Annotated in this window: 26 protein-coding genes, 1 tRNA gene and 1 pseudogene; 15 read left to right on the top strand and 13 right to left on the bottom strand. The window is 69.3% G+C overall.

Going from position 1 to position 22,499, the window contains the following annotated elements; all coding sequences use genetic code 11:
* Window positions 1-6 precede the first annotated feature (6 nt).
* On the bottom strand, window positions 7-471 hold the full coding sequence (locus GGQ61_RS06020) for a chemotaxis protein CheW (RefSeq protein WP_183770699.1): 465 nt from the start codon (window positions 469-471) through the stop codon (window positions 7-9).
* Complete coding sequence (locus tag GGQ61_RS06015) at window positions 471-2,378, bottom strand: methyl-accepting chemotaxis protein (protein ID WP_183770697.1); 1,908 nt, start codon at window positions 2,376-2,378, stop codon at window positions 471-473. Before GGQ61_RS06015 ends, GGQ61_RS06020 begins: the two co-directional genes overlap by 1 nt.
* Window positions 2,379-2,655: 277 nt before the next feature.
* Between GGQ61_RS06015 and GGQ61_RS06010 the strand changes: the two genes are divergently transcribed.
* Window positions 2,656-3,399 carry an SIR2 family NAD-dependent protein deacylase gene (locus GGQ61_RS06010; RefSeq protein WP_183770695.1) on the top strand — a complete coding sequence of 248 codons (744 nt, stop codon included), beginning with the start codon at window positions 2,656-2,658 and terminating at the stop codon, window positions 3,397-3,399.
* Between the two features lie 5 nt (window positions 3,400-3,404).
* Here GGQ61_RS06010 and GGQ61_RS06005 read toward each other — a convergent pair whose 3' ends face one another.
* Window positions 3,405-3,698, bottom strand: a complete 294-nt coding sequence (locus tag GGQ61_RS06005; protein WP_183770693.1) for a hypothetical protein — start codon at window positions 3,696-3,698, stop codon at window positions 3,405-3,407.
* A gap of 301 nt (window positions 3,699-3,999) precedes the next feature.
* Between GGQ61_RS06005 and GGQ61_RS06000 the strand changes: the two genes are divergently transcribed.
* Window positions 4,000-4,896 (top strand): SurA N-terminal domain-containing protein, encoded by an 897-nt coding sequence (locus GGQ61_RS06000; protein WP_183770691.1) that lies wholly within the window; start codon window positions 4,000-4,002, stop codon window positions 4,894-4,896.
* Window positions 4,897-5,006: 110 nt separating this feature from the next.
* Here GGQ61_RS06000 and GGQ61_RS05995 read toward each other — a convergent pair.
* The 5 genes from GGQ61_RS05995 to hemC form a co-directional block, all read right to left on the bottom strand.
* Window positions 5,007-5,082: transfer RNA gene (locus tag GGQ61_RS05995), tRNA-Thr, on the bottom strand.
* Window positions 5,083-5,124: 42 nt separating this feature from the next.
* Entirely contained in the window at window positions 5,125-6,651 is a 1,527-nt protein-coding gene (locus GGQ61_RS05990) for a heme biosynthesis HemY N-terminal domain-containing protein (protein WP_183770689.1), read from the bottom strand.
* Window positions 6,648-7,508, bottom strand: coding sequence for a COG4223 family protein (locus GGQ61_RS05985; protein WP_183770688.1), 861 nt, complete (start codon window positions 7,506-7,508; stop codon window positions 6,648-6,650). The genes GGQ61_RS05990 and GGQ61_RS05985 overlap by 4 nt, the downstream gene beginning before the upstream one ends.
* Entirely contained in the window at window positions 7,505-8,212 is a 708-nt protein-coding gene (locus GGQ61_RS05980) for a uroporphyrinogen-III synthase (RefSeq protein ID WP_183770687.1), read from the bottom strand. Before GGQ61_RS05980 ends, GGQ61_RS05985 begins: the two co-directional genes overlap by 4 nt.
* 62 nt (window positions 8,213-8,274) lie before the next feature.
* A complete protein-coding gene (hemC, locus tag GGQ61_RS05975; RefSeq protein WP_183770686.1) occupies window positions 8,275-9,243 on the bottom strand; it encodes a hydroxymethylbilane synthase in 969 nt (322 codons plus the stop codon).
* Between the two features lie 83 nt (window positions 9,244-9,326).
* Between hemC and tsaD the strand changes: the two genes are divergently transcribed.
* From tsaD to GGQ61_RS05955, 4 genes are read left to right on the top strand one after another with little or no spacing between them, the layout of a single operon-like run.
* Window positions 9,327-10,418 carry a tRNA (adenosine(37)-N6)-threonylcarbamoyltransferase complex transferase subunit TsaD gene (gene tsaD / locus GGQ61_RS05970; protein WP_183770685.1) on the top strand — a complete coding sequence of 364 codons (1,092 nt, stop codon included), beginning with the start codon at window positions 9,327-9,329 and terminating at the stop codon, window positions 10,416-10,418.
* Entirely contained in the window at window positions 10,415-11,404 is a 990-nt protein-coding gene (locus GGQ61_RS05965) for an NAD(P)H-dependent glycerol-3-phosphate dehydrogenase (RefSeq protein WP_183770684.1), read from the top strand. The genes tsaD and GGQ61_RS05965 overlap by 4 nt, the downstream gene beginning before the upstream one ends.
* A gap of 11 nt (window positions 11,405-11,415) precedes the next feature.
* A complete protein-coding gene (locus GGQ61_RS22445) occupies window positions 11,416-11,706 on the top strand; it encodes a YciI family protein (protein ID WP_183770683.1) in 291 nt (96 codons plus the stop codon).
* Window positions 11,706-12,071 carry a Rieske (2Fe-2S) protein gene (locus GGQ61_RS05955; RefSeq protein WP_183770682.1) on the top strand — a complete coding sequence of 122 codons (366 nt, stop codon included), beginning with the start codon at window positions 11,706-11,708 and terminating at the stop codon, window positions 12,069-12,071. Before GGQ61_RS22445 ends, GGQ61_RS05955 begins: the two co-directional genes overlap by 1 nt.
* Window positions 12,072-12,073: 2 nt before the next feature.
* On the opposite strand, the gene GGQ61_RS05950 is transcribed toward GGQ61_RS05955, so the two are convergent.
* The 3 genes from GGQ61_RS05950 to GGQ61_RS05940 all read right to left on the bottom strand — a co-directional run bounded on the left by GGQ61_RS05950 (window position 12,074) and on the right by GGQ61_RS05940 (window position 13,708).
* A complete protein-coding gene (locus GGQ61_RS05950; RefSeq protein WP_183770681.1) occupies window positions 12,074-12,829 on the bottom strand; it encodes a creatininase family protein in 756 nt (251 codons plus the stop codon).
* Window positions 12,830-12,935: 106 nt separating this feature from the next.
* Window positions 12,936-13,175: a helix-turn-helix domain-containing protein gene (locus GGQ61_RS05945; RefSeq protein ID WP_183770680.1), complete on the bottom strand. Its 240-nt coding sequence runs from the start codon at window positions 13,173-13,175 to the stop codon at window positions 12,936-12,938.
* On the bottom strand, window positions 13,175-13,708 hold the full coding sequence (locus GGQ61_RS05940; RefSeq protein WP_183770679.1) for a DUF2975 domain-containing protein: 534 nt from the start codon (window positions 13,706-13,708) through the stop codon (window positions 13,175-13,177). The genes GGQ61_RS05945 and GGQ61_RS05940 overlap by 1 nt, the downstream gene beginning before the upstream one ends.
* Window positions 13,709-14,037: 329 nt before the next feature.
* Between GGQ61_RS05940 and rdgB the strand changes: the two genes are divergently transcribed.
* The 7 genes and pseudogenes from rdgB to GGQ61_RS05910 all read left to right on the top strand — a co-directional run.
* The gene (rdgB, locus tag GGQ61_RS22000; RefSeq protein WP_221220904.1) at window positions 14,038-14,637 is read left to right on the top strand and encodes an RdgB/HAM1 family non-canonical purine NTP pyrophosphatase; all 600 of its coding nucleotides are present in this window, start codon (window positions 14,038-14,040) and stop codon (window positions 14,635-14,637) included.
* Complete coding sequence (gene hemW / locus GGQ61_RS21995; RefSeq protein WP_221220903.1) at window positions 14,634-15,776, top strand: radical SAM family heme chaperone HemW; 1,143 nt, start codon at window positions 14,634-14,636, stop codon at window positions 15,774-15,776. The genes rdgB and hemW overlap by 4 nt, the downstream gene beginning before the upstream one ends.
* Window positions 15,777-15,802: 26 nt before the next feature.
* Entirely contained in the window at window positions 15,803-16,669 is an 867-nt protein-coding gene (gene rsmI, locus GGQ61_RS05930; RefSeq protein WP_183770678.1) for a 16S rRNA (cytidine(1402)-2'-O)-methyltransferase, read from the top strand.
* The gene (locus tag GGQ61_RS05925) at window positions 16,666-17,040 is read left to right on the top strand and encodes a YraN family protein (protein WP_183770677.1); all 375 of its coding nucleotides are present in this window, start codon (window positions 16,666-16,668) and stop codon (window positions 17,038-17,040) included. The genes rsmI and GGQ61_RS05925 overlap by 4 nt, the downstream gene beginning before the upstream one ends.
* Before the next feature lie 11 nt (window positions 17,041-17,051).
* On the top strand, window positions 17,052-17,867 hold the full coding sequence (locus GGQ61_RS05920; protein ID WP_183770676.1) for a transglutaminase family protein: 816 nt from the start codon (window positions 17,052-17,054) through the stop codon (window positions 17,865-17,867).
* A 182-nt stretch (window positions 17,868-18,049) separates the two neighbouring features.
* Entirely contained in the window at window positions 18,050-18,997 is a 948-nt protein-coding gene (gene gshB / locus GGQ61_RS05915; protein ID WP_183770675.1) for a glutathione synthase, read from the top strand.
* A 132-nt stretch (window positions 18,998-19,129) separates the two neighbouring features.
* Window positions 19,130-19,966 (top strand): annotated as a pseudogene (locus GGQ61_RS05910) (ATP-binding protein); the annotation flags it as partial.
* Between the two features lie 413 nt (window positions 19,967-20,379).
* Here the strand turns inward: GGQ61_RS05910 and GGQ61_RS05905 are convergent.
* Together GGQ61_RS05905 and GGQ61_RS05900 are read right to left on the bottom strand one after the other, a co-directional pair.
* On the bottom strand, window positions 20,380-21,234 hold the full coding sequence (locus GGQ61_RS05905; RefSeq protein ID WP_343056057.1) for an ImmA/IrrE family metallo-endopeptidase: 855 nt from the start codon (window positions 21,232-21,234) through the stop codon (window positions 20,380-20,382).
* Between the two features lie 44 nt (window positions 21,235-21,278).
* Window positions 21,279-21,602, bottom strand: a complete 324-nt coding sequence (locus GGQ61_RS05900) for a helix-turn-helix domain-containing protein (RefSeq protein ID WP_183770672.1) — start codon at window positions 21,600-21,602, stop codon at window positions 21,279-21,281.
* 138 nt (window positions 21,603-21,740) lie between these two features.
* Here GGQ61_RS05900 and GGQ61_RS05895 point away from each other — a divergent pair, with 138 nt between their 5' ends.
* Together GGQ61_RS05895 and GGQ61_RS05890 are read left to right on the top strand one after the other, a co-directional pair.
* Window positions 21,741-21,986 (top strand): DUF2188 domain-containing protein, encoded by a 246-nt coding sequence (locus tag GGQ61_RS05895; protein ID WP_183770671.1) that lies wholly within the window; start codon window positions 21,741-21,743, stop codon window positions 21,984-21,986.
* 65 nt (window positions 21,987-22,051) lie between these two features.
* Entirely contained in the window at window positions 22,052-22,339 is a 288-nt protein-coding gene (locus GGQ61_RS05890) for a hypothetical protein (RefSeq protein WP_183770669.1), read from the top strand.
* Window positions 22,340-22,499 lie beyond the last annotated feature (160 nt).

Raw genomic sequence — 22,499 nt, 5'->3', positions numbered from 1 at the left:
CGGTCGTTAGGCCGCGGCGGCGATGTCCGGCGGCAGGATGTGATCAAGCGAAAGCAGCGAGACGATGCCGGTGTCGGTAGTCATCACGCCGCTGACATAGGCGGTGGATTCGGGGCTGCCGACTTCCGGCGGCGGCTGAATCAGCCCCTCGGTCACGGTCAGGATGTCGGACACGGCGTCGACGACGAGGCCCATCTGGGCTTCGCCGATCTGCGCCACCACCACCACCGACGAGGCGCTGGGGTTGGCCGGGCCGAGGCCGAGCCGCGCGCCCAGGTCGATCACCGGAAGAATCGCCCCGCGCAGGTTCATCATCCCCAGCACGTGCGGCGGCGCGTGCGGCAGCGGCGTCGCCGCCGACCAGCCGCGGATCTCGCGCACTGCCATGATGTCGATCGCATAGGCCTGCTCGGCGATGCGGACCGAGATCAGCTCCGCGCCGGGCGACGGGATGCGTGTTTGGGCTTCCATCAGAATTCCTCCCAAGTGTCGGTTTCTCCGACCGGCTCGAGTTTCGCCGCGGTGGCGGCGCCGGAGCTGTACCCCCGGGTGGCGGCAGGCTTGCTGACGCGCCGTGCAGGGGTCTTGCTGACGATCGGGCGGCCTTGGTCCTGGCCGATCGAGAACTGGCCCATGAGGCGGGCGAGCTCGACGGCCTCGTTGGCGAGCGCATGGCTGGCGGCGGTGGACTCTTCGACCATGGCCGCATTCTGCTGGGTAACCTGATCCATCTGATTAACGGCGGTGTTGACCTGCTGCAGGCCGACGGCCTGCTCCTGGGCGCTGGCCGCGATCTCCGACACCGAACCGTTGATCTCGGCGACCTGGGCGGCGATGCGCTGCAGGGCCTTGCCGGTCTCGGCGACCAGGTCGACGCCCTGGCCGACCTGAGCGGTCGAGGCGTTGATCAGGGTCTTGATCTCCTTGGCCGCTTCGGCCGAACGCTGGGCCAAGGCCCGCACTTCCGAGGCGACAACCGCGAAGCCCTTGCCGGCGTCGCCGGCGCGGGCGGCTTCGACGCCGGCGTTGAGCGCCAGCAGGTTGGTCTGGAAGGCGATCTCGTCGATGACGCCGATGATCTGGCCGATCTGCTTGGAGCTCTCCTCGATCTCGCCCATCGCCGCGGTCGCGCGCTGCACGACGGCGGCGCTGCGCTCGGCGTCGGTGCGAGCGGTCTCGACCACTTCGCGGGCGTGATTGGCGCCCTCGGCGGTCTTTCGGACCGTCGCGGTGATCTCGTCGAGCGCCGCGGCGGTTTCTTCCAGGCTGGCGGCCTGCTGCTCGGTGCGGCGCGACAGGTCGTCGGCCGCCTGACTGATCTCGCCGGCGCCCGAGCGCATGCTGGTGGTGTTGCCGCTGATCACCCGCATGGTGTCCTGCAGGGTGGCGACGGCGGCGTTGAAGTCGGTCTTCAGCTGCTCGGCCTTCGGCGCGAAGGCCACGGTGATGCGGTGGGTAAGGTCGCCGTGGGCGAGCTTGCCCATGGCCTCGCCCAGGGCGCCGATGGCGATGGCGTCCTGCTCGGCTTCGCGGGCCTTCTCGGCCTCGCGGGCCTGGCGCTCGGCCTCGGCGGCGGCGCGCTGTTCGGCGGCCTCGGCCTCGAGCCGCAGCTTCTCGATCGCCGCATCCTTGAAGGCCAGAACGGCGTTGGCCATCTGGCCGATCTCGTCCTTGCGGCCGACCGCCGGCACGTCGACGGTGTTGTCGCCGCCCGCCAGCCTGTCCATCGTGCGGGTCATGGCGTTGACCGGCGTAGCGATGGCCCGCGACAGCAGCCACGCCATGGCCGCCGCCGCCAGGATCGCCAGCAGGCTGCCGCCGACGAGAGTCATGCGCGCGTGGCTGATGGCGTCCTGTTGTTCCTGCCAGCGCTGAGCGACCAGCTTGCGTTGCGCCGTCAGGATCTCGCCCTGCACCTCGCGCACCTTGGTCAGGCGCACGTCGTCGATCATCGCCAGCGCCTGGAACTCGGTGGCCGGATCCCGCGCCAGGGTGATGATCTCACCGTTCTTGGCGCGCCAGGCGTCGAGTTCGGCCTTCAGACGCGCGGCGCGCTCCTTCTGCTCCGGCCGCGTCGTGCGGCTGGCGAAGCCTTCAAGGCTCTTGTCGGCCGTCGCGCCGTCGGATTCGTAGGTCTTCAGGAAGTCGGCGTTGCGCGTCGCCGCGAATCCGCGCGCCGCGTTCTGCTGTTCGACCGCGTAGGTAAGCACCGCGGTGACGTCCTGGATGTTCAGGTTGCTCACATTGTTCTGCTCGGCCGCCTTCACGGTGACGCTGAGGCTCATGAACACGGCCGCTGAGGCCAGTGTGAAGACCGAAAGGATCACGGCGAACGCCATGATCAACTTCGTCGAGATACGCGCGTTACTGAAATTCACTGTGAGCCCCCAAGGTACAGATCACAGCATTCGTTAGATAAAACAGGCTTCCAGATTGTTAATGGCGATTAATGCTGAGCCGACAGATTGTCGCATATGAAGTCTACAGGCGTCTCACTTGCGACACATTGATAGTCAATCTATCATTTTAAGTCGGCGCTACTTAGCTCTCACGCCAGGTATGACCTTGAGATTTGTCGGCCATACCGCCATGGCGTTGCGCGCCACGACACGCTACCCATCTTTCTGACGCTCAATTGCGGCGAGGAGGAGCAAGATGGCCGGGCGTGCGCAGTTGGCCGAGGCGATCACCAAGGCGCGGCGCATCGTGGTGTTCACCGGCGCCGGCATCTCCACGGAGTCCGGCGTGCCCGATTTCCGCAGCCCTGGTGGGGTGTGGAGCAAGATGAAGCCGATCTACTTTCAGGAGTTCGTCGGCGACGAGGGCCGCCGCCGCGAAGCCTGGACCCGGGTGTTCTCAGGCGCCGCGAAATGGACCGGCGCGCGGCCCAATGACGGTCATACCGCTGTCGCCAAACTGGTTCGCAACGGTAGGGCCAGCGCGGTGATCACCCAGAACGTCGACAACCTGCACCAGGAATCGGGCGTACCGGACGACAAGGTCATCGAGTTGCACGGCAATGCGCACTATGCGCGCTGTCTGGCTTGCGGCCTGCGACACGAGTTCGAAGAATTTCGGGAAAGTTTCACGCAACGCGGCGAAATCCCGATCTGCCGCGCCTGCGGCGGCCTGGTGAAGTCAGCGACCATCTCATTCGGCCAGTCGATGCCGCAGGGCCCGATGGATGAGGCGCAGGCGCATACCCTCGGCTGCGACCTGTTCCTGGTCCTTGGCTCGTCGCTGGTGGTCTATCCGGCCGCCGGCTTCCCGCTGATGGCCAAGCGCAACGGCGCGACCCTGGCGATCGTCAACCGCGAGCCGACCGAGCAGGACCCGGTCGCCGACATCGTCCTGCACGACGAGATCGGTGCGGTGATGAGCGAAGTGATCGGCGCCTGACGCCCTTAGGACGCCGCGCGCTTGGTCGGCCGGGCGCGCAGCTTGGTCGGCGGCGGGTCGGCGCGGAAGTCGGCGACCGTGCCCAGCTTGGCGTTGCACGCCGGGCAGCGGATCACGACCTCGTCGGTCAGGTTGTCTTCGATCGAAAGCCCCGCCCCGCAAGGCTTGCACTTCCAGTCGTACTGCGGCGGAGGCGGCGGGGCCGGCGGCGGCGCAGGGCGCTTCGGCCCCTCGGGCACGACGACCTTCGGAGGATTCTTCAGGGACAGAATCGGGCGGCGCTTGGGTTCGTCGCTCATCGGCTGGGACTGGGGACCTCGTCGGCGGGCCCGCAGCGGCGCGGACCGCGCGGGGCGGCTCGGGTTTTCCCTTGTCCGGCCTTGAGTTGCAACACCTAACGGCAGGAATCCGCGGCGCGATGTCCGGCGGCGGGACGCGCGGTTCGTCGCATCCTGCTCCAGCCTCGCCGAAGATCGCTGTTCGTGACAGCTTAAGATGTTTCGGAGTTAAAGGGGCCAGCGGCTAGTCATGGTTGACCGGCGCCCGCAAACGTGGCGCCTCAGGTCGGCGGGGCCTTGCGGCTTACTCTGGGAGAAACCGATGAAGTTGAACTGGACTCATGGCGCAGCGCTGCTCGCCTGCGTGGCCATGAGCGGCTGCGGCATGATTGGAGGCGGCTCCAAGGCCCCCAAGGGCCAGGTCGTCGCCACGGTGAACGGCGAGGAGATTACGGTCACCGAGCTTAACCGGGAACTCGGCGGCGCGTCGGCCGCGGACGCGACCCAGCGCAAGGCGTTGGAACAGGCCGCGCTGCAGTCGATCATCACCCGCAAGCTGCTGGCCCAGGCCGCCAAGGAAGAGAAGCTCGACAAGACCCCGGCCTTCGCACAGCAGGAAATGCAGGCCAAGGAAGCGATGCTGGTCGGCGCGATGCAGCGCAAGGTCGCTGCGACCGTGGCCAACCCCTCGCGCGTCGACGCCGAAAAGTTCGTCGCCGAGCACCCGCACATGTTCGCCGACCGCCGCGTGATGGTCGTCGACCAGATCGTGGTCGGCAAGTTCAGCCCCGAACTGATGAAGCAGTTCGAGCCGCTGACCACGCTCGAACAGGTGGAAGCCGTGCTGGGCCGCGAGAACCTCGACTTCCAGCGCACCACCACCGTGCTCGACACCCTGAACGCGCCGGAAGGTCTGACCGAGACGCTGATGAAGCTGCCGGCGGGCGAGATCTTCGTCTTCCCGCGCGGCAACGCGGTGTTCGTCAATCAGATCCGCGAGAGCCGCACCCTGCCGTTCACCGGCGAGCGGGCGATCAACTACGCCACCGCCGGCCTGAAGCAGATGCGCACCCAGGAGGCCGTCGGCCGCCAGATCGAGTCCATCCGCAAGAGCGCCGAGGGCAAGATCACCTACAACGACAAGTACAAGCCCGACCCGGCCAAGCCGGTCGCCAAGCCGGCGACCCCGGCCGCCCCGGCGCCGGCCCCGAACACCTAAGGGCGCAACCCGACCAGCCGATCGAAGGGCGCGGCTCCGGCCGCGCCCTTTTTCGTGGGACTTCGGTCGGGCACGGGGCTGCGCGGGCAGATCGTCGATGTCTGGGAAGGTGGTGCCGCTTACAGGACTCGAACCTGTGACCCCCTCATTACGAATGAGGTGCTCTACCAGCTGAGCTAAAGCGGCCTGGTACGCGCTCGCCGGCCGATTTGGCCCGCGAGGGAGCGCCTACTTAGCGACTCTCGGGGCGCTCGCCAAGCGCCGCCTTCCAGAAGGGCGCCGTTCGCCGCCGCGCGGGGCCGGGGCCGGGGGCGGTTCGTCGTCTTCATAGACCCCGTCGGCGAGGTCGAATGGAGCCGGCTCTCCCCCGTGTCCGGCGAGCAAAGCCGCTGAATCGGCGTAGGAAATCGGCAGTTCGGGCAGCTCGCTCATGGTTCGTTCGCGCCGCTCATGGCGCGGATGAATCAGCTCGCCGCTCTCGGCGAAGCTCACCACCAGCCGCGCCCAATCGGCGGGCTGGTAGGCGAAGGCGCGGCCCTCGGGATCGAGATCGGACCAGTCCGGCTCCTGCGGCGCGCCGACGCCGCGCGCCATCCACACCCGCGCCTCGTCCGGCTGGCCGGCGGCGAAGGCGGCGCGCGCGAACAGCCCGGCGATGCGGGCGGTGACCGGCTCGGCCGCCAGCGCCTGCGCCGCCTCCTGGGCGCGCTCTGGGTCGCCGGCGATCAGCGCCTGCTCGACCAGCAGAATCCGGCTCTCACGGTCGGCAGGGTTCAGCGAGGCCAGCCGCCAGAGCCGCTCGCTGCGCTGGCGAGGCGTCTCGTCGGTCTTCAGGTCTCGATAGGCGAGCCACAGCGCCGGATGAGGCGCGGCCTTCCAGGCGTTCTCCAGAACCAGCGACGCGCGGCCGGCCTTGCCGTCGAGGCTCAGCAGCCGCGCGGCCATGACCACGCCAGGCGCGAAACCCGGCTGCAGCTTGGCGGCCTCGGCGGCGCGCTCCAGCGCCTGGGCGCGGCGCTTCGGATCGGCGTCGCCTTCAAGCTGCGCGGCCGACGCGGCGAGCAGCGCGGCGCGCGCCCGCTCGGCGACCAGCGGCGAGATGATCTTTCGCTCCAGCGCGTCCTTGGCCAGGTCCCGCGCGCCGTCCCAGTCGCCGGCCTCCAGCCGCGTCTCCAGGACCGCGCGCCAGGCCCAGCGGGCGGTGCGGGGTTCGGCGTAGGCGGCCTCGGCGTGCGCAGCCGCGCCGGCTTGGTCGCCCTGCGCCAGCGCCAGCTGCATCAGTCCCTTGCGCCCGGCCAGCCGCATGTCCGGCAGGCTGAGCATGGCGGTGTAAGCGGCCTGCGCGGCGACCGCGTCCCCTGCGGCCTCGGCCGCCTGCGCGGCGAGCACCCGCACCAGTCCAGGCGCCTCGTCGGCGAGGTCGGAGGCCTTCGCGGCCAGCCGCCGCGCCTCCAACCCGTCGCCGGCCGCCACCGCCACGAAGCCGCGGGTCAGCACCTCGTTGGCTTGCCGCTGCCTGGCCTCCGCCCGCGCCCGCTCGGCCCGACGCGGCGCCTCGACGGCCCAGACCAGCAGCCGCCAGGCCAGCATCGCCGACAGCGCGACGAACAGCGTGATCAGCACGAAAGCCGCCGCGGTCATGTCGGCCCGCCAGCCCAGCCAGGTGATGCTGGCGTGGCCCGGCTCGCCGGTGATGGCCAGCATGGCGGTCGCCAGGGCGGCGACCAGGAACAGGATGACCGCCGTGCGGATCATCCGCCGCTCCGCGCCAGCTGCGACAACTCCTGCAAAGCCTGGGCCCGGATCGCGGCGATCTCGCGGTCGATCTTGGCGCGGCGCTCGGCCCGATCTCGCCAGGGGCCCAGCGCATCCTTGGCGCCGGCCGGCAGCGCATCCAGCGTCGCCAGCGCCCCGACGATGTCGCCGTCATCGATCTGCCGCTCGGCCCGCGCCAGGATCGCGTCGGGGCCGTCGCCCGGCACCTCGCCGACCCGGCGCAGCGCCACCACCCGGCCCAGCGCATAACCGACCCGGTCCAGCACCCCGGCGCCGTCGCCCGGCGCGCGGGCGGCCGAAGCGGCACGGGCCGCGTAGTCCGGGAAGCTCGCCGCCAGCGCCGCGCGGCTGGGCGCGCCGCGCTCGGCGTCGACCTGCAGGGCGCGCAGGTCGAGGCTGGGCGCCAGCTCGGCCAGCGCCTTCACCTCCGGCGCGAAAGGCCGCGATCCCTGCGCCGCCTGCATCAGCGCGCTGGCGGCCAGGGCTGAGGCCGAGGCCGAGGCCAGCTTCCCGCGGTCGGCCTCCAGGGCGTCGAGCCGGCGGGCCGTCGCATCGTCTCCTGCCGGCTCCGGCAGGGCGATGGGCGCGGGCGCCGCGACCGGAGCTTCCTCGGCCGTCACAGGCGGCGGCTCGGCGGCCCAGGGCGCGACCTCGCTCGTCGCGCCGGCCCGCGGCTTGTCCGGATAGATATCGGGCAGCGTCGGACCGAACCGCGCCAGGCTGTAGCCGCCGGCCACGCAGGCGATCCCGAAAAGGATGAGCGCGCCGACGCCAAGGCCGGCGCGGCGGCGGGAGTAAGAGCCAGGATCGCGCGGGGCGGACAGCTGGTCGCTCATGCTGAACGGTCTATCAGATTCAACAGCGCCGCTTCGAGCGGAAAGGGCGCGGATCGCCGGGACGCGAGCGAGGTGTCGGTCAGCGGCGCCAGCACCGCCTTCGACAGGCCCAGCACCTTCAGCCCGGGCATGGGATGAGCGGCCAGCACCTTGGCCAGCGCCCGGCCGGCCTTGGCCGAGTGCACGAGCGCGACATCAGCCTGGGCCAACGCCTCGAGCTGATCCGGCGTCGGCTCGACCGGCACGGTATCATAGAGCGTCAGGGCGCGGACCTCGACGCCGGCGCGGCCCAGCGCCCCGGCCAGGTCGCCGGCCAGCTCGGCCGCGCCCGGATGCAGCACCGCCCCGCCGATCTCGCTGCGCCGCGCGGCGATGCCGTCGGCCAGGGCGTTCACGTCGCCGTCGGCCGACAGCACCCGCCGGAAACCCGCCTCGCGTGCGGCCTGGGCGGTGGCCGCCCCCACCGCAAACACCTGCAGAGAGCGGTCCGCGCAGGCGCTGGCGAAGGCACGCAGGCCGTTGGCGCTGGTGAAGGCCAGGGCCCGCACGCCGCTCAGGTCGATCTGCGGGTCCTCGACCATGCGCACGGCCAGCAGCGGCGCGACCAGCGGCGTATGCCCACGCTCGCGCACCCGCGCGGCGGTGGCCTCCGCCCCCGGTTCGGCGCGAGTGATCCAGATCTTCAGAGGGCGCTGACTGCTCATGGCTCAGCTGCAACCCTGGAGAGATGCAGCGTCTGAATCAATCCGCTGCGTTGCAAAGCGGTCTATTCCGGCGGCAGGATCAGGTCGCCGCCCTCGGCCTTCACCGCTGCGCCCAGCGACAGGCCCAGCGCGCGGGCCGCTTCCTGCGGGTCGGCGGCGGCCGACAGCTCGGTCGAGCCCTCGTGGCGGAACTTGTGTACGCCGTCGGCGGACAGCGCCTCGACGATCAGGTGCAGCGAACCGTTCGCCAACCGCGCGTAGGCGCCGATGGCGGTCTTGCACGAGCCTTCCAGCGCCATGAGAGCGCCGCGCTCAGCGGCGACCGCGACCACGGTCGGCGCGTGGCGGATCGCCTCCAGCCACGGCTTGTCGATGTCGCTGACCCGGGTTTCGATCGCCAGGGCGCCCTGGCCGGGGGCCGGCGGATATTCGACCGGGTCGAGCAGACTCTGCGGCAGGTGGCCGAGGCCGAGGCGGTTGAGGCCCGACATCGCCAGCAGGATCGCATCGGCCTCGCCGGCGGCCAGCTTGGCCAGCCGGGTGTCGACGTTGCCGCGCAGCATCCGCACGTCCAGGTCGCCGCGGCGGTTCAGCGCCTGGGCCTGACGGCGCAGCGAGGCGGTGCCGAGGATGGCCCCCAGCGGCAAATCCTCCATCTTCTCGACCTTGTGGCTCAGGAACGCATCGCGCGGGTCCTCGCGTTCAGGAATCGCGGCGATGCACAGCCCCTCGGGCAGCAGGGCCGGCATGTCCTTCATCGAGTGCACCGCGCAGTCGATGGCGCCGCTCAGCAGCGCTTCTTCGATCTCCTTGGTGAACATGCCCTTGCCGCCGATTTCCAGCAGCCGGCGGTCCTGAACGCGGTCGCCGGTCGTCGTGATCACCACGATCTGGGCGACGGCTTCCACCTCGGCGGGGTTGGTCGGGTCGGCGCCGAGGGCGGCGGCGATACGGCGCTGGACGATGCCGGTCTGGGCCAGCGAAAGCTTGGAGCCGCGGGCTCCGATCCGGACGGGCGGTTGCGTGGGCACGACGCGCAGTCTACCTCGGCGTTTCAAAGGAAGCCCCGGCCTATAGGACCGGACCGAATGCCGCAACCTGCGGGAGCCCTTAGTTGACAAAGCCGCTGACCGTCCTTGGCCTGGAAACCAGCTGCGACGAAACCGCCGCGGCGGTCGTGCGCCTGGACGAAACCGGACAGGTCCAGGTGCTGTCGTCGGTGATCGGCGCCCAGTTCGCCCTGCACGCCCCCTATGGCGGCGTGGTGCCCGAGATCGCCGCCCGCTCGCACGTCGAGACCATCGACGCGGTCGCCGCCGAGGCGATGAAGACCGCCGGCCTCGGCTACGGCGACCTCACCGGCGTCGCCGCCACAGCCGGGCCCGGCCTGGTCGGCGGGGTGATGGTCGGCCTGTCGTTCGGAAAGGCCGTCGCCCTGGCCCGCGGCCTGCCGCTGGTCGCGGTCAACCACTTGGAAGGCCATGCGGTCTCGGCCCGGCTGGCGGCCGACATCCCCTATCCGTTCCTCCTGCTGCTGGTCTCCGGCGGCCATTGCCAGTTGCTCAGCGTCGAGGGCGTCGGGGCCTGCAAGCGGCTCGGCTCGACCATCGATGATGCGGCAGGCGAGGCCTTCGACAAGATCGCCAAGTCCATGGGCCTGCCCTATCCGGGCGGCCCGGCGCTGGAGAAGCTCGCCGAGGGCGGCGATCCGTCCGCCTACGACCTCCCGCGCGCCCTGCTCGGGCGCAAGGGCTTCGACTTCTCGTTCTCGGGCCTGAAGACGGCCGCCGCCCGCTTCGCCGCCGCCGTCGAAACCGACGCCCAGCGCCGCGACCTCGCCGCCGCGGTCCAGGGCGCCATCGCCCGCCAGCTGTCGGAACGCACCGAGCGGGCCATGGTCGCCTACGCCCAGGACCGTCCCGGCCTGCCGTTGCGCTTCGTGGTGGCCGGCGGCGTCGCCGCCAACAAGGCCGTCCGCGCCGCCCTGCAGCAGATCGCGACCAAGCACGGCTACTCGTTCGACGCCCCGCCGCTGGCCTACTGCACCGACAATGCGGCGATGATCGCCCTGGCCGGGGCCGAGCGCCTGGCGCTGGGCATATCCGATCCGATGGACGCTCCGGCTCGGCCGCGTTGGCCGCTGGACCCGGAAGCGGCCGCCGCCAACCCCACCCACGCATTCGGCCGCAAGGGAGCCAAGGCATGAAGACCGCAGGCGTCATCGGCGGCGGAGCCTGGGGCACCGCGCTCGCCCTGGTCTGCGCCCGCGCCGGCCTCGACACCACGCTCTGGGCGCGCGAGCCCGAGGTGGTCAGCGCCGTCAACGAAACGCGCGAGAACAGGACCTTCCTGCCCGGCGTGGTGTTCGACGCCCCGGTCCGCGCCAGCGGCGACCTCGCCGACCTGGCCGGCGCGGACTTCGTGCTGAACGTGACGCCGGCCCAGCACCTCCGCTCCAGCCTCGACGCCTTCCGACCCTACGCCCGGGCCGGCGTGCCGATGGTGCTGTGCTCCAAGGGCGTCGAACAGGGCTCTCTGAAGCTGATGACCGAGGTGCTGGAAGAAGGCCTGCCGCAGGCCTCGCCCGCCGTTCTGTCAGGCCCCAGCTTCGCCATCGACGTGGCCAAGGGCCTGCCGACCGCCGTCACCCTGGCCTGCCCGGACGAAGAGCTGGGCTTCCAACTGGCCGCCGCGCTCAGCCTGCCGACCTTCCGGCCGTACCTCGCCACCGACATGATCGGGGCCGAGATCGGCGGATCGGTGAAGAACGTCTTGGCCATCGCCTGCGGCATTTCCGAGGGCAAGGGCCTGGGCCGCAGCGCGCACGCCGCCCTGATCACCCGCGGCTTCGCCGAGATGACCCGCATGGCCGTGGCGCTCGGCGCCGAGGCCGAGACCGTCGCCGGTCTCTGCGGCCTGGGGGATCTGGTGCTGACCTGCTCCTCGCCGCAGTCGCGCAACATGAGCGTCGGCCTGGCGCTCGGCGGCGGCCAGACGCTGGAACAGGCCCTGGCCGGCAAGGTCTCGGTGGCCGAGGGCGTCGCCTCGGCGCCCGCCGTCGTCGCCCTGGCCCGCAAGCTGAACGTCGAGGCCCCGATCTGCGAGGCCGTCGCCGCCATCCTGGCCGGCGAGGCGCAGGTCGACCAGGCCATCGCCGGCCTCCTGTCGCGCCCGATCAGATCCGAACGCTAGAAGGAACGCCCGTGACCATCTTCGCCATCCACTGCCTCGACAAGCCGGCTTCGCTGGAGCTGCGGCTCGCCAATCGCGAGGCCCACCTGGCCTATGCTGGGAGCTTCAAGGCGCACATCAAGCTGGGCGGCCCGCTGCTGAACGAGGCGGGCGAGATGGCCGGCTCGATGCTGATCATGGAGTTCGACGACATCGCCCAGGCCCGCGCCTTCTCGGCCGACGATCCCTACGTCAAGGCCGGGCTGTTCCAGCGCGTGGACATCACCGCCTTCAAGCCGACCCTCGGCGGTTTCGCCAGCTGATGCGCGACGGCCCGGACAACCCGGCCCGGCCTGGCCCCGGCGTGCCGCTCTGCGCGCTCGCCGACCTGGCCGACCCCGGCTCGAAGGGCTTCCGCTTCCGCGAGGACGGCAAGATGTTCGCCGGCTTCGTGGTCCAGGTCGGCGGTCAGATCCGCGGCTATGTCGACTCCTGCCCGCACGCCGGCTGGCCGCTGGCCGCCTGGGACGACCGCTACCTGACCCGCGAGGGCGACCTGATCCTCTGCGGCGGCCACGCGGCGCTGTTCCGTCCGCTCGACGGCCACTGCGTCGTCGGCCCCTGCGCCGACCAGAGGCTCACCCCCTGGCCGGTTCAGGTGGTGGGCGGCCAGATCCTGACCGCCTGATCCTAACCCCGCGCCGGGAACGGCTCGGCGGCGAAGGCGGCGACGTCCTCGACCAGGCCCGCGGCGGCCAGCATCACCAGCTCGCCGCCCTTTTCCGGGGTCGCCAGCGCCGGGTCCGAGCCCATGCGGCCGTCGGGGTAACGGGCGCGGAAGTCCACCGCCTCGCGGATCGGACCGGTCGGGGCGATCTGCGGCGAATACTCGGCGGTCTTGACGGCGCCCGGATAGGCCCACTGGGTCACGGCGATCTCCGACGGGGTCGCATGGCTGCCGTGACCGACCGGGAATTGCCGCTGGGCCAGGGCGTTGACGCCCTTCAGCTCCCACCAGTTCTTGAGCTTGCAGGCGAAGCCGCGCTCGGCCCGCGCGAAGCTGGCCTCGGCGTAGAGCTCGGAGAACGCCGCCTCGATGGTGGCGACGTTGCCGCCGTGACCGTTCAGGAAATAGATCTTCTCGAAACCGTGGCCGGCCAGCGAGCGGCACCAGTCGCCGATCGCGGCGATGAAGGTGGTCGGGCGCAGCGAGATGGTGCCCGGGAAGCCCAGGTGGTGCTGGGCCATGCCGATGTTGAAGGTCGGGGCGATCAGCAGATCTGAGTCCTTCTGCGCCTCGTGGGCGATGATCTCCGGGCACAGCCAGTCGGTGCCGAGCAGGCCGGTCGGCCCATGCTGCTCGTTCGACCCGATCGGCACGACCACCGTCTTGGAGCGTTGCAGATAGGCTTCGATCTCTTGCCAGGTCGACAGGTGCAGCAGCATTCGGAAATTCCTAGGTGGTCCTGCCGGGCGGCAGGGGTTTGGCGCACACTAGCGCCCTAACCGGTCCGTGGGCCAACCACGCCGCGCCAGGTGCGACGGCGTGGCGCTAGTCAAGATCGTCGTCGTCGCCGAGGTCGTCGGGACCGGGCTCGTAGACCAGCAGGTCGCCGGGCTGGCAGTCGAGCTCGCGGCACAGCGCCGACAGCGTCGAGAAGCGCACCGCGCGCGCCTTGCCGGTCTTCAGGATCGACAGGTTGGCGATGGTCACGCCGACCCGGTCGGCCAGCTCGGTCAGCGACATCCGCCGCTGCAGAAGAACTCGGTCGAGGTTCACCCGAATAGGCATCAGATCGTCAGCTCGGCTTCACGGCGCAGGCGCGCGCCCTCGCGGAACACCTCGGCCAGCACGAACACGACCAGCACCGAGAACCAGGCGGTCGGGCTGAACTCCGGCTGCGAGATGGCCGCGTCGGGCAGCGCCCAGGCGCCCAGGCCGTAGATCACATAGCGGCCGATTTCCAGGCCTGCGAGCACCAGGCCGATGACCCGCAAGCGGCGGACGTTCTCGGGATGAAAGGGATCGCCGGCGGTCAGGGTGGCGAAGATCCGGCGCAGGCGCTCGACGATGACCAGCACCCCGCCGAGGTAGAGGCCGGCGGCGGCCAGGCCGCCCAGCAGCACCGGGCCGCCGGCGTCGATCTCGGTCCCGCCGCCGGTCCGGATCGACATGTTCTTGATCAGCTCGGGATTGAAGCTGAAGAGGACGGCGGCCAGCATCATCAGGCAGACCGCGCCGATCCCGATCCACAGGGCGAAGAACACCACGTCGAGGATGATCTTCAGGAAGCTCGAAACCGAGCCGGGCCCCAGGGCGCGCATCGCCGTTCTCCGTCCTCTCGCAGCGATGCGAGCTTAGGCGAAAGCCCCGCCCGTCACCAAGGCGGCGATCGGCAGGGCGGCGAGGAGAACCGCAGCGATCATCAGGGTGCGGTCGAGATGGGACATAAACATGAGAGGGTTTTCCTTTTTTCTTATGTTGCGCCGCAGCATATGGCGCTGCGAAGCTCGGGCTTCAATAGCCAAACGTCGTTTTTCGATCAAACAAAACATCGAAAAACGATATTAAAATTTTGCAATGCAACATGACGGCCCCTGGCCTATGGTCCGCCGCCCGTTGTTCCGATCCGTTGTCCCCCAGGTAGATATCCATGGCCCTGAAGCTCGAACCCGGCGCCAAGCTGGTGGTCGCCACCCACAATCCGGGCAAGGCCCGCGAGCTGGCCGCGATCCTCGACAACCGCTTCGAGCTGGTCACCGCCGGCGAGCTCGGGCTCGGCGAACCGGACGAGACCGAGAGCACCTTCGTCGGCAACGCCCTGCTGAAGGCGCGCGCCGCCGCCGAGGCCAGCGGCCTGATCGCGCTCGCCGACGACAGCGGCCTGTCGGTCACGGCCCTGGGCGGCGCGCCCGGCATTTACTCGGCCCGCTGGGGCGGTCCGGAGAAGGACTTCGTCGGGGCGATGAAGAAGGTCGAGCAGCGGCTGGAGGAAGAAGGCGCCGACGACTTCTCGGCCTGGTTCACCTGCGCGCTGGCCGTCGCCTGGCCGGGCGGCCCGGCGGTGGTCGTCGAGGGTCGCGTCGACGGGACCCTGGTGTTTCCCGGCCGCGGCGACCGCGGCCACGGCTACGACCCGATCTTCCAGGCGATCGGCGCCGACATCACCTTCGGAGAGATGGATCCCGTCGCCAAGGACCAGATCAGCCACCGCGCCCTGGCCTTCGCCAAGCTGAAGGCCGCGCTGCTTTGACCGCTGAGCTGGGCCTCTACATCCACTGGCCCTACTGCGCGAAGATCTGCCCCTACTGCGACTTCAACGTCTATCGCGACCGCGGCCGAGGCGAGGAGCAGGCCGCCCTGGTCCGCGCCATCGCCGCCGACCTCGAGGCTCAGCGCGCCCTGAGCGGCGATCGCCGGCTGGTCTCGATCTTCTTCGGCGGCGGCACGCCCTCGCTGATGGACCCGGCCGCGGCCGGCGAGCTGATCGCGCTGGCCCGCGGGCTGTGGACCCCGGCCGAAGCGGTGGAGGTGACCCTGGAGGCCAACCCCACCGACGCCGAAACCGATCGCTTCGCCGCCTTCGCCGCCGCCGGGGTCGATCGCCTGTCGCTGGGCCTGCAGGCCCTGGACGACGCCAGCCTTTCCCTGCTCGGCCGCAACCATGACGCCGCCGAGGCCCGCCGCGCGGCCCAGGTCGCCGCCGCGACCTTCCCGCGCCTGTCCGTCGACCTGATCTATGCTCGCCCCGGCCAGACGCCGCAGGCCTGGCGCGACGAACTAGCGGAGGTCCTCGATATCGGGGCCGAACACGTCTCGCCCTACCAGCTGACCATCGAGGCCGGCACCGCCTTCGACCGCGCCGTGCGCCGCGGGACCCTGGTCCCGCCCGGCGACGAGACCGCCGCCCAGCTCTACGAGACCACCCAGGCCGTGCTCGAGGCGGCCGGTTTCACCGCCTACGAAGTCTCCAACCACGCCCGCGGCGCGGCCGCCCGCTCGCGCCACAACCTCGTCTACTGGACCGGCCAGGACTATGTCGGGGCCGGCCCCGGCGCCCATGGCCGCCTGACCCTGGACGGCGTGCGCACCGCCACCTTCGCGCCGGCCAAGCCTGCCGACTACATCGCCGCCGTCGCCGGGGGCCGAACCCCGGCCGGCCGCGAGCCGCTCAGCGCGACGGAGACCGCCGAGGAGCGCCTGCTCGCCGGTCTGCGGATCACCGAGGGCCTAAGCTTCGCCGAGGTCGCCGCGTTGGACCTGTCTCCCGATCATCCGAAGGTCGCGGACCTGGTCGCCGCCGGCCTGATCGCCCCCGATCGCCAGCGCCTGCGCGCCACGCCGGCCGGACGCCTGCTGCTCGACCACGTCACCTCCAGGCTTGCGACCTGAGCGATAACCGGCGAAGCCTTGCCCCCATGTCGCGTCATCCTCCCCCGCCGGCCCTTTCCGAAGCCCCGCTCGATCCCGGGCTCTACGTGGTCGCGACCCCGATCGGGAACCTGCGCGACATCACCCTGCGCGCCCTCGACGTGCTGGCCGGCTGCGACCTGGTGCTGGCGGAGGACACCCGTGTCGCCGCCAAGCTGCTCTCAGCCTACGGCCTCTCAAAAAAGGTCGAGCGCTACGACGAACACTCCGCCGAGCGCAGCGGCCCCAAGGCCCTGGCCCTGCTGGCGCAGGGCGGCCGCCTCGCCCAGATCTCCGACGCCGGCACGCCGCTGGTCTCCGATCCCGGCTTCCGGCTGGTGAGGGAGGCGCTGGCCCAAGGCTCGGCCGTCTATCCGATCCCTGGCGCTTCGGCGCTGCTGGCCGGCCTGGCGGTCGCCGGCCTGCCGACCGACCGCTTCCTGTTCGCCGGCTTCCCGCCGCCCAAAAGCGCCGCCCGCAAGGCGTTCTTCGAGGAACTGGCGGGCATCCGCGCCACCCTGGTGTTCTTCGAGGGCGGCTCTCGCCTGGCCTCCAGCCTCGCCGACATGGCCGCCGTGTTCGGCCCGCGTGAGGCCGCCGTCGCCCGTGAACTGACCAAGCTCTACGAGACGGTCACCCGCGCCCCGCTGGACGTGCTGGCCGCCGATCCGAAGATGGACTTCCCGAAGGGCGAGCTGGTGATCCTGGTCGGCCCCGGCCGCGAGGAGGCGGCCACCGCCGCCGACGCCGACACCGCCCTGGCCGACGCCCTCACCCGCCTCAAACCCGCCGACGCCGCCGCCGAGGTCGCCAAGGCGCTCGGCCTGCCGCGCCGCGATCTCTACCGCCGAGCGATGGAGCTCAAGCAGAAGTGAACCGGGTCCGTCAGGCGCGGGGGGCGGCGGCCCGAACCGCCGGACGCCGGGCAGAGGCCTGGGCCGCGCTCTGGCTGATGGCCAAGGGCTACCGTATCCTCGGCTTTCGGTTGCGCACGCCACAAGGGGAAATTGACCTGCTGGCCCAGCGCGGCAAGGTGCTGGCGGTGGTCGAGGTCAAGCAGCGCACCACCCTCGAAGCGGCGCTGGAAGCGGTCACCGAGACCCAGCGCGACCGCCTGCGGCGGGCGGGGCGCGCAATCGCCGCACGTCGGCCAAGCTTGCAAAACATGGCCGTTCGGCTCGATCTGATCGCCCTGGCGCCCGGACGGCTGCCTGTTCACAGTCCCGACGCCTGGAAGGGCGCATAACTCCGAGCGAGATGACCCAAGAGGACGCCGAAAACGTACTGCGCGAGGCCGGTCAGGCCCCGGACGAGAGCTTCCCGCTGCTCGACGCCGCTGTCGCTTGCGCCGTGCACGAGGACCCGGCACGCGATCCGCGGCCGGCGCTGGACCTCGCCAAGCTGGGGGTCGAGCGGCTGTCCGCGCGCCTGGGCTCCGAAAGCCCGGAAGAAGCCCTGGCCGAGACCCTGGCCGGAGACCTCGGCATGACCGGCGACCTGCTCACCTACGACCATCCCGACAACGCCTGCGTGGTGGCGGTGGCCGAGCGCCGCCGCGGCCTGCCGGTGGCGCTGGGCGTCTTCTATCTGCACGTGGCGCGCAAGTGCGGGCTGGCGGTCCAGGGCGTCGACTTCCCCGGGCACTTCCTGCTGCGCATCGAAACCGTCGAGGGTCCGCTGGCGCTCGACCCGTTCAGCGAGGGCCGGGTGGTGCTGCCCTCCGAGCTCACCCGCCGCGCCCTGCACGCCGGCCTGACCCCCAACGTCGCCGACCGGCTCGACCGGCTGATGGCGCCGGCCAGCGACCGCGCCGTGCTCATCCGGCTGCAGAACAACGTCTTCGCCCGCGCCACCGCGGCCGGCGACTTCGGCCGCGCCGAGCGCGCCGCCCTGCGCCGCGCCCTGCTCGACCCGCTCGATCACCGCCCCTGGCTCGACGTCGCCGCCGCCCGCGAGGGCCAGGGCGCCCTGGCCGGCGCACTGCAGGCTCTAGCCCACGCCAGCACCCTCGACGGCGGGGCCGCCCTGGCCGCCCGCGCCCAGCGCGAACGCGTCCGCCTGCGACTGAACTGACCCCACGTGTCATCCCGGAAGCCGCGGAGCGGCTGTCCGGGACCCAGCCTTGAAGCGCAGGCACGAATGGGTCCCCGTCTTCGGCTGCGCCGAAGCCGGGATGACAGCAACAATGCGCTGCGCGCTGGCGCTCGCCGCGCTCCCGGCCTATCTCAGACGCCTTGACCGTTGAGGAGCCCGCCATGTCATTGAAGGTCGCCGTCCAGATGGACCCGCTCGAGGCCATCAAGATCGAAGGCGATACGACCTTCCTGATGATGCTGACGGCCCAGGCCCGCGGTCACTCGCTGTTCGTCTACACTCCGGACCGGCTGGTGCTGGAAGAGGGCCGTGTGTTGGCCCGCGGCCGCCCGGTGACCGTCCATGACGTCAAGGGCGACCACGCCAGGTTCGGCGACTGGGAGCTGGTCGAGCTCGCCGACTTCGACGTCGTCCTGCTGCGCCAGGATCCGCCGTTCGACATGGCCTACATCACCTCGACCCACTTCCTCGACGTGATCCATCCGAAGACTCTGGTGGTGAACAACCCGACCGAGGTGCGCAACGCCCCTGAAAAGCTGTTCGTCACCGGCTTCCCCGGCGTGCAGCCGCCGACCCTGATCACCTCGGACGTCGAGGCGATCTACGATTTCCGCGCCCGCCACGGCGACATCGTGCTGAAGCCGCTCTATGGCGGCGGCGGCTCGGGGGTGGCGCGACTGCTGGCCGACGACCCCAATCTCGACGCCATGCTCGACCTGCACCGGATGATCGGCCGCGAACCGGTCATCGCCCAGAAGTTCATCCCGGCCGTGAGCAAGGGCGACAAGCGCATCCTGCTGGTCGACGGCCACCCGGTCGGGGCGATCAACCGGGTGCCCGACGCCGGCCAGATCCGCTCCAACCTCGCGGTCGGCGGTCGCGCCGAGGCGGTCGAGCTGACCGACCGCGACCGCGAGCTCTGCGAAATCATCGGCCCGGAGCTGAAGCGCCGCGGCCTGATGTTCGTAGGCATAGACGTGATCGGCGACTACCTGACCGAAATCAACGTCACCTCGCCGACCGGCGCACGGGCGCTGGAGCGGTTCACCGGGGTCAATGCGACGGCGATTCTCTGGGACGCTATTGAAGCCGCCCGCACAACGGCTTAGGTTGCAACTCAAAGAGACACGCATAAGTCGCGGAATCGTCTCATCTTCCTGAAAAGTTCGACTTTTGTTCTTGATCCGGCCCGCGCGGCGTGCTGGGCTTGTGGATAAGTTGAGCCATTTCTAGGGGTTGGCATGGCTTCCCGCGTCGTGACCGTAGCTTTCCAGGGCGTCGAGGCCCGGCGTGTCGACGTCGAGGTCCAGCTGACCACCGGCGAGGTGAAGTTCATGCTGGTCGGCCTCGGCGACAAGGCCGTCGCTGAAAGCCGCGAGCGGGTGCGCGCCGCCTTCGCAGGACTCGGTCTGGCCATGCCCAGCCGCCGGATCATCGCCAACCTCGCCCCCGCCGACCTGCCTAAGGAGGGCAGCCACTACGACCTGCCGATCGCCCTGGCGGTGATGGCCTCGATGGGGGTGCTGCCGCCGGACGCCCTGACCGAGTGGGCGGCGATCGGCGAGCTCTCGCTCGACGGCCGGATCGTCGCGGTCGCCGGCGCCCTGCCCGCCGCGGTCGCGGCCGGCGGCATGGGGCTCGGTCTGATCTGTCCGGAGGCCTCGGGCCCGGAAGCCGCGTGGGCGGGCGACACGCGCGTGCTGGCCGCCCCCTCGCTGGTCGCGGTGGTCAATCATTTCCGCGGGACCCAGATCCTCGCGCCGCCCAAGCCCGGCGCCATGCTGGACGGGGAGCGGGTTCCCGACCTGCGCGACGTCAAGGGCCAGGAGAACGCCAAGCGCGCGCTCGAGATCGCCGCCGCCGGCGGCCATAACCTGCTGTTCCGCGGCCCGCCGGGCTCGGGCAAGTCGATGATGGCCGCGCGCCTGCCCGGCCTCTTGCCGCCGCTGTCGCCGGCCGAGCTGCTCGAGACCTCGATGGTCCATTCGGTGGCGGGCCTCATCGCCAAGGGCGAGCTGACCCGCGCCCGCCCGTTCCGCACCCCGCACCATTCGGCCAGCATGGCCGCGCTCACCGGGTATGAATTTCCAATGATAATGCGATATGCCATAGAAAGTGAGAAAAACGCTCGGCGAGGGCTACGGTCGCCGAGGATGGGGCTATGCGTAAACCCCCATCTGCATCAGCAAGCTGGCTATCAGTCCCTGACCTTCGATCGAGTCGAGAAGCTCGATAGGCCAGGAACCTCCAAGTGCGGGAGTGGCGCAGTTAGCCCGTTCAGCGACGCGCTGGGCAGACGCTTCAAGCACACGCGACGTCGGCGAACTCCCGTGTGGTTGGCCGAAGATTTCGATGTCCTTTGTCGCTCGATATTTGCGTCTTCATCGTTGCCCGCCGCTGCGTGATAGCGCGGGCAACTGTTGGCTTCTCCCGGGTCGCCTAAGCGAGTCAGGGAAGAACAACAAAGCCGGCCATAGCGACACGTCTAACGCTACCATTCGCGGCGACCGGCAGGCGGAGATATCTGATCGACGGCGTCCATTTCCGGGTCTGCCTCGAGATGGAAAAAGTGAGCCTGGTTCTCCAACAGGAGGAGTGAGATGGCAAAATCATACTGCTCGGCGAAGATGGTCATCTCGCGCACGGGTTCGCGGAACCATACTCCCGGTGGATGGTTGACCCCGATTTTTCCATCAACTAGCAGGCCCTGGCGACCGACGATTGAGTTTGGCGGCACTTCGATAGGCGCGCTGGACGCCCGAAAGAATGCTCCAGTCTTCAAGGCTGAGGGACTCGATCGCGACCACAGAATGTAGCCGTCGCGGGACACGACGAGCACAGCGCGACGATCAGTGTAGCTCAGCCATCGCAGGGTCGCTGCAATCAGGGATACTTTGTAGCGGTCGGCGCAGTCGGAGATTTGGTCGAGGTCGACCGTCGCGCTAGCCGCGATCCGTCGCCGGAAATCGTCCAGAGGCATCAGCAGGTTCGCGGCGAACGTATTGGCCTGCTGTTCAAGCTGCGCGTAGTTGGAATCCCATCGCACCATATCCTGCTCCCCGCACTTGATCCCATCGGGATGGGCGATGCGGTGAAGAAGGAAGTGGCCAAGTTCGTGAGCGAGTGTGAAGTTGATACGTCCCCGTGAGCTTATCCGGCTGTTGTAGAAGATACCCCAGCCCGACTTGCCCTGTGGCGCGCGGAACAATGCGCCGTCGAACCCTGGCAAATCAGCGCCGACTACGCGGGTGATAGCGTCGCCGGGATATTTCTGAATCGTATACTCCTGAGCCACAGTGGGCACGTCGACCGGAAACCGGTCGCTGCCTAAGACGGCGTTGAGCACGTGCGTGATCTCGAAGGCCCACCGCTCAGGAGAGAACGCCCCGCTCACTCGTCATCGCCCCAGAGATCCACCATCCGACGAATCTTTTCTTTCGTTTCGTCAGGCATTTTTCGATATTTGCGGTAGAACGCCGTGTCGGCAGCGTCTTCCACTTTCAATGTCGCCGTCTGATCTATCAAGTAATCAGCGGTTACGCCCAAGACGGCGGCGATCTTCGCGATCTTCTCGCCCGAAGGTCTCGGCGGGTTCTTATTCTCTAGTTCCCATATATAGCTCTTGCTAGACTCAGAAAGTTCCGCAAGCTTCTCAAGCGTATACCCTTTGTCCTTGCGCAAGGTGCGAATTTTCTCGCCTAGGGGGGTGGACACGAAACGCTCCTCTTACTGAACTGCCGAAGTTCAGAGTAGGCGCACGGGACGACCTTGACAACGCGTATTGGAGTTCGTAGCTATCAAGTTCGGAGTAGGCGCACTTTTTATTTTTCGAAAGCGGAAGGGATCGTAGATATGGTGGGACGTAAAGGGCCGGACACACATCATGTGGTGCCCAACCCCGACGGCGGATGGGATGTGAAGCGCGGCGGCGGCCAGCGGGCTAGCGGTCACTTTGACACCAAGCGCGAGGCGATCGAACAAGGCCGCGCGATCAGCCGGAACCAGGGCACCGAGTTCCGTATCCACAATCGGGATGGCCGGATCGCTCAGAGCGACAGCCACGGTCACGATCCCAACCCGCCAAAGGACAAGCGCTAGGCAGAGATGGCGGCGCGCCAGCGGCCCGGCTCATTCTTTTGCATTATCAGACTCGAGGAATTCCGATGAGCGTCTACCTAGCAACCTGGGATCTCAACAAGGAAAAGCCCGAATATGCGGCCGCCCGTAAGCGCTTCATCGACCGCTTGAACCAGTACGAGACCATCCGTGACCCTGGCCTCGACTCCGTCCGCTATATTTCGACGCAGCTGACCGCTGAACAGCTCTCGACGGACCTACGAAAGTACACCGACGCCAACGACCGAATCGTAGTGTCCAAAATGGTGAACGGTGATTTTCACGGCTGGCTGAAGGAAGAGGTCTGGGCCTGGATTGAGGCCCGCCTCAAGTGACGCCACGCGGTGCAACAACTCGCAGGAGCAAGAGATGTCCGAACGGCGACCAGCTGTAAGCACCCATGATGGCCTAACGACGGGACATCTGTCCCGCGTAGCGCCGGTTCCGCGGCAGAACGGGCTGACAACCGGCCACCTGAGGCCAAGCCCCGCGGCG

Origin of the sequence: Phenylobacterium haematophilum, from assembly GCF_014196295.1 — a bacterium.
Taxonomy (GTDB): Bacteria; Pseudomonadota; Alphaproteobacteria; order Caulobacterales; family Caulobacteraceae; genus Phenylobacterium; species Phenylobacterium haematophilum.
This window is presented reverse-complemented; position numbering and strand designations above follow the sequence as displayed.

Bases quoted from the DNA above. Each gene is read 5' to 3' on its own strand.
- GGQ61_RS05990 (WP_183770689.1), bottom strand. From the start codon at position 6,651: ATGATCCGCACGGCGGTCATCCTGTTCCTGGTCGCCGCCCTGGCGACC.
- GGQ61_RS05895 (WP_183770671.1), top strand. From the start codon at position 21,741: ATGGTGGGACGTAAAGGGCCGGACACACATCATGTGGTGCCCAACCCC.
- GGQ61_RS05955 (WP_183770682.1), top strand. From the start codon at position 11,706: ATGCGCGACGGCCCGGACAACCCGGCCCGGCCTGGCCCCGGCGTGCCG.
- GGQ61_RS05940 (WP_183770679.1), bottom strand. From the start codon at position 13,708: ATGCGCGCCCTGGGGCCCGGCTCGGTTTCGAGCTTCCTGAAGATCATC.
- GGQ61_RS05950 (WP_183770681.1), bottom strand. From the start codon at position 12,829: ATGCTGCTGCACCTGTCGACCTGGCAAGAGATCGAAGCCTATCTGCAA.
- GGQ61_RS06005 (WP_183770693.1), bottom strand. From the start codon at position 3,698: ATGAGCGACGAACCCAAGCGCCGCCCGATTCTGTCCCTGAAGAATCCT.
- GGQ61_RS06000 (WP_183770691.1), top strand. From the start codon at position 4,000: ATGAAGTTGAACTGGACTCATGGCGCAGCGCTGCTCGCCTGCGTGGCC.
- rsmI (WP_183770678.1), top strand. From the start codon at position 15,803: ATGTCGCGTCATCCTCCCCCGCCGGCCCTTTCCGAAGCCCCGCTCGAT.
- gshB (WP_183770675.1), top strand. From the start codon at position 18,050: ATGTCATTGAAGGTCGCCGTCCAGATGGACCCGCTCGAGGCCATCAAG.
- GGQ61_RS06010 (WP_183770695.1), top strand. From the start codon at position 2,656: ATGGCCGGGCGTGCGCAGTTGGCCGAGGCGATCACCAAGGCGCGGCGC.
- rdgB (WP_221220904.1), top strand. From the start codon at position 14,038: ATGGCCCTGAAGCTCGAACCCGGCGCCAAGCTGGTGGTCGCCACCCAC.
- GGQ61_RS05920 (WP_183770676.1), top strand. From the start codon at position 17,052: ATGACCCAAGAGGACGCCGAAAACGTACTGCGCGAGGCCGGTCAGGCC.
- GGQ61_RS05985 (WP_183770688.1), bottom strand. From the start codon at position 7,508: ATGAGCGACCAGCTGTCCGCCCCGCGCGATCCTGGCTCTTACTCCCGC.
- GGQ61_RS06020 (WP_183770699.1), bottom strand. From the start codon at position 471: ATGGAAGCCCAAACACGCATCCCGTCGCCCGGCGCGGAGCTGATCTCG.
- GGQ61_RS05965 (WP_183770684.1), top strand. From the start codon at position 10,415: ATGAAGACCGCAGGCGTCATCGGCGGCGGAGCCTGGGGCACCGCGCTC.
- GGQ61_RS05890 (WP_183770669.1), top strand. From the start codon at position 22,052: ATGAGCGTCTACCTAGCAACCTGGGATCTCAACAAGGAAAAGCCCGAA.
- GGQ61_RS05980 (WP_183770687.1), bottom strand. From the start codon at position 8,212: ATGAGCAGTCAGCGCCCTCTGAAGATCTGGATCACTCGCGCCGAACCG.
- GGQ61_RS05945 (WP_183770680.1), bottom strand. From the start codon at position 13,175: ATGCCTATTCGGGTGAACCTCGACCGAGTTCTTCTGCAGCGGCGGATG.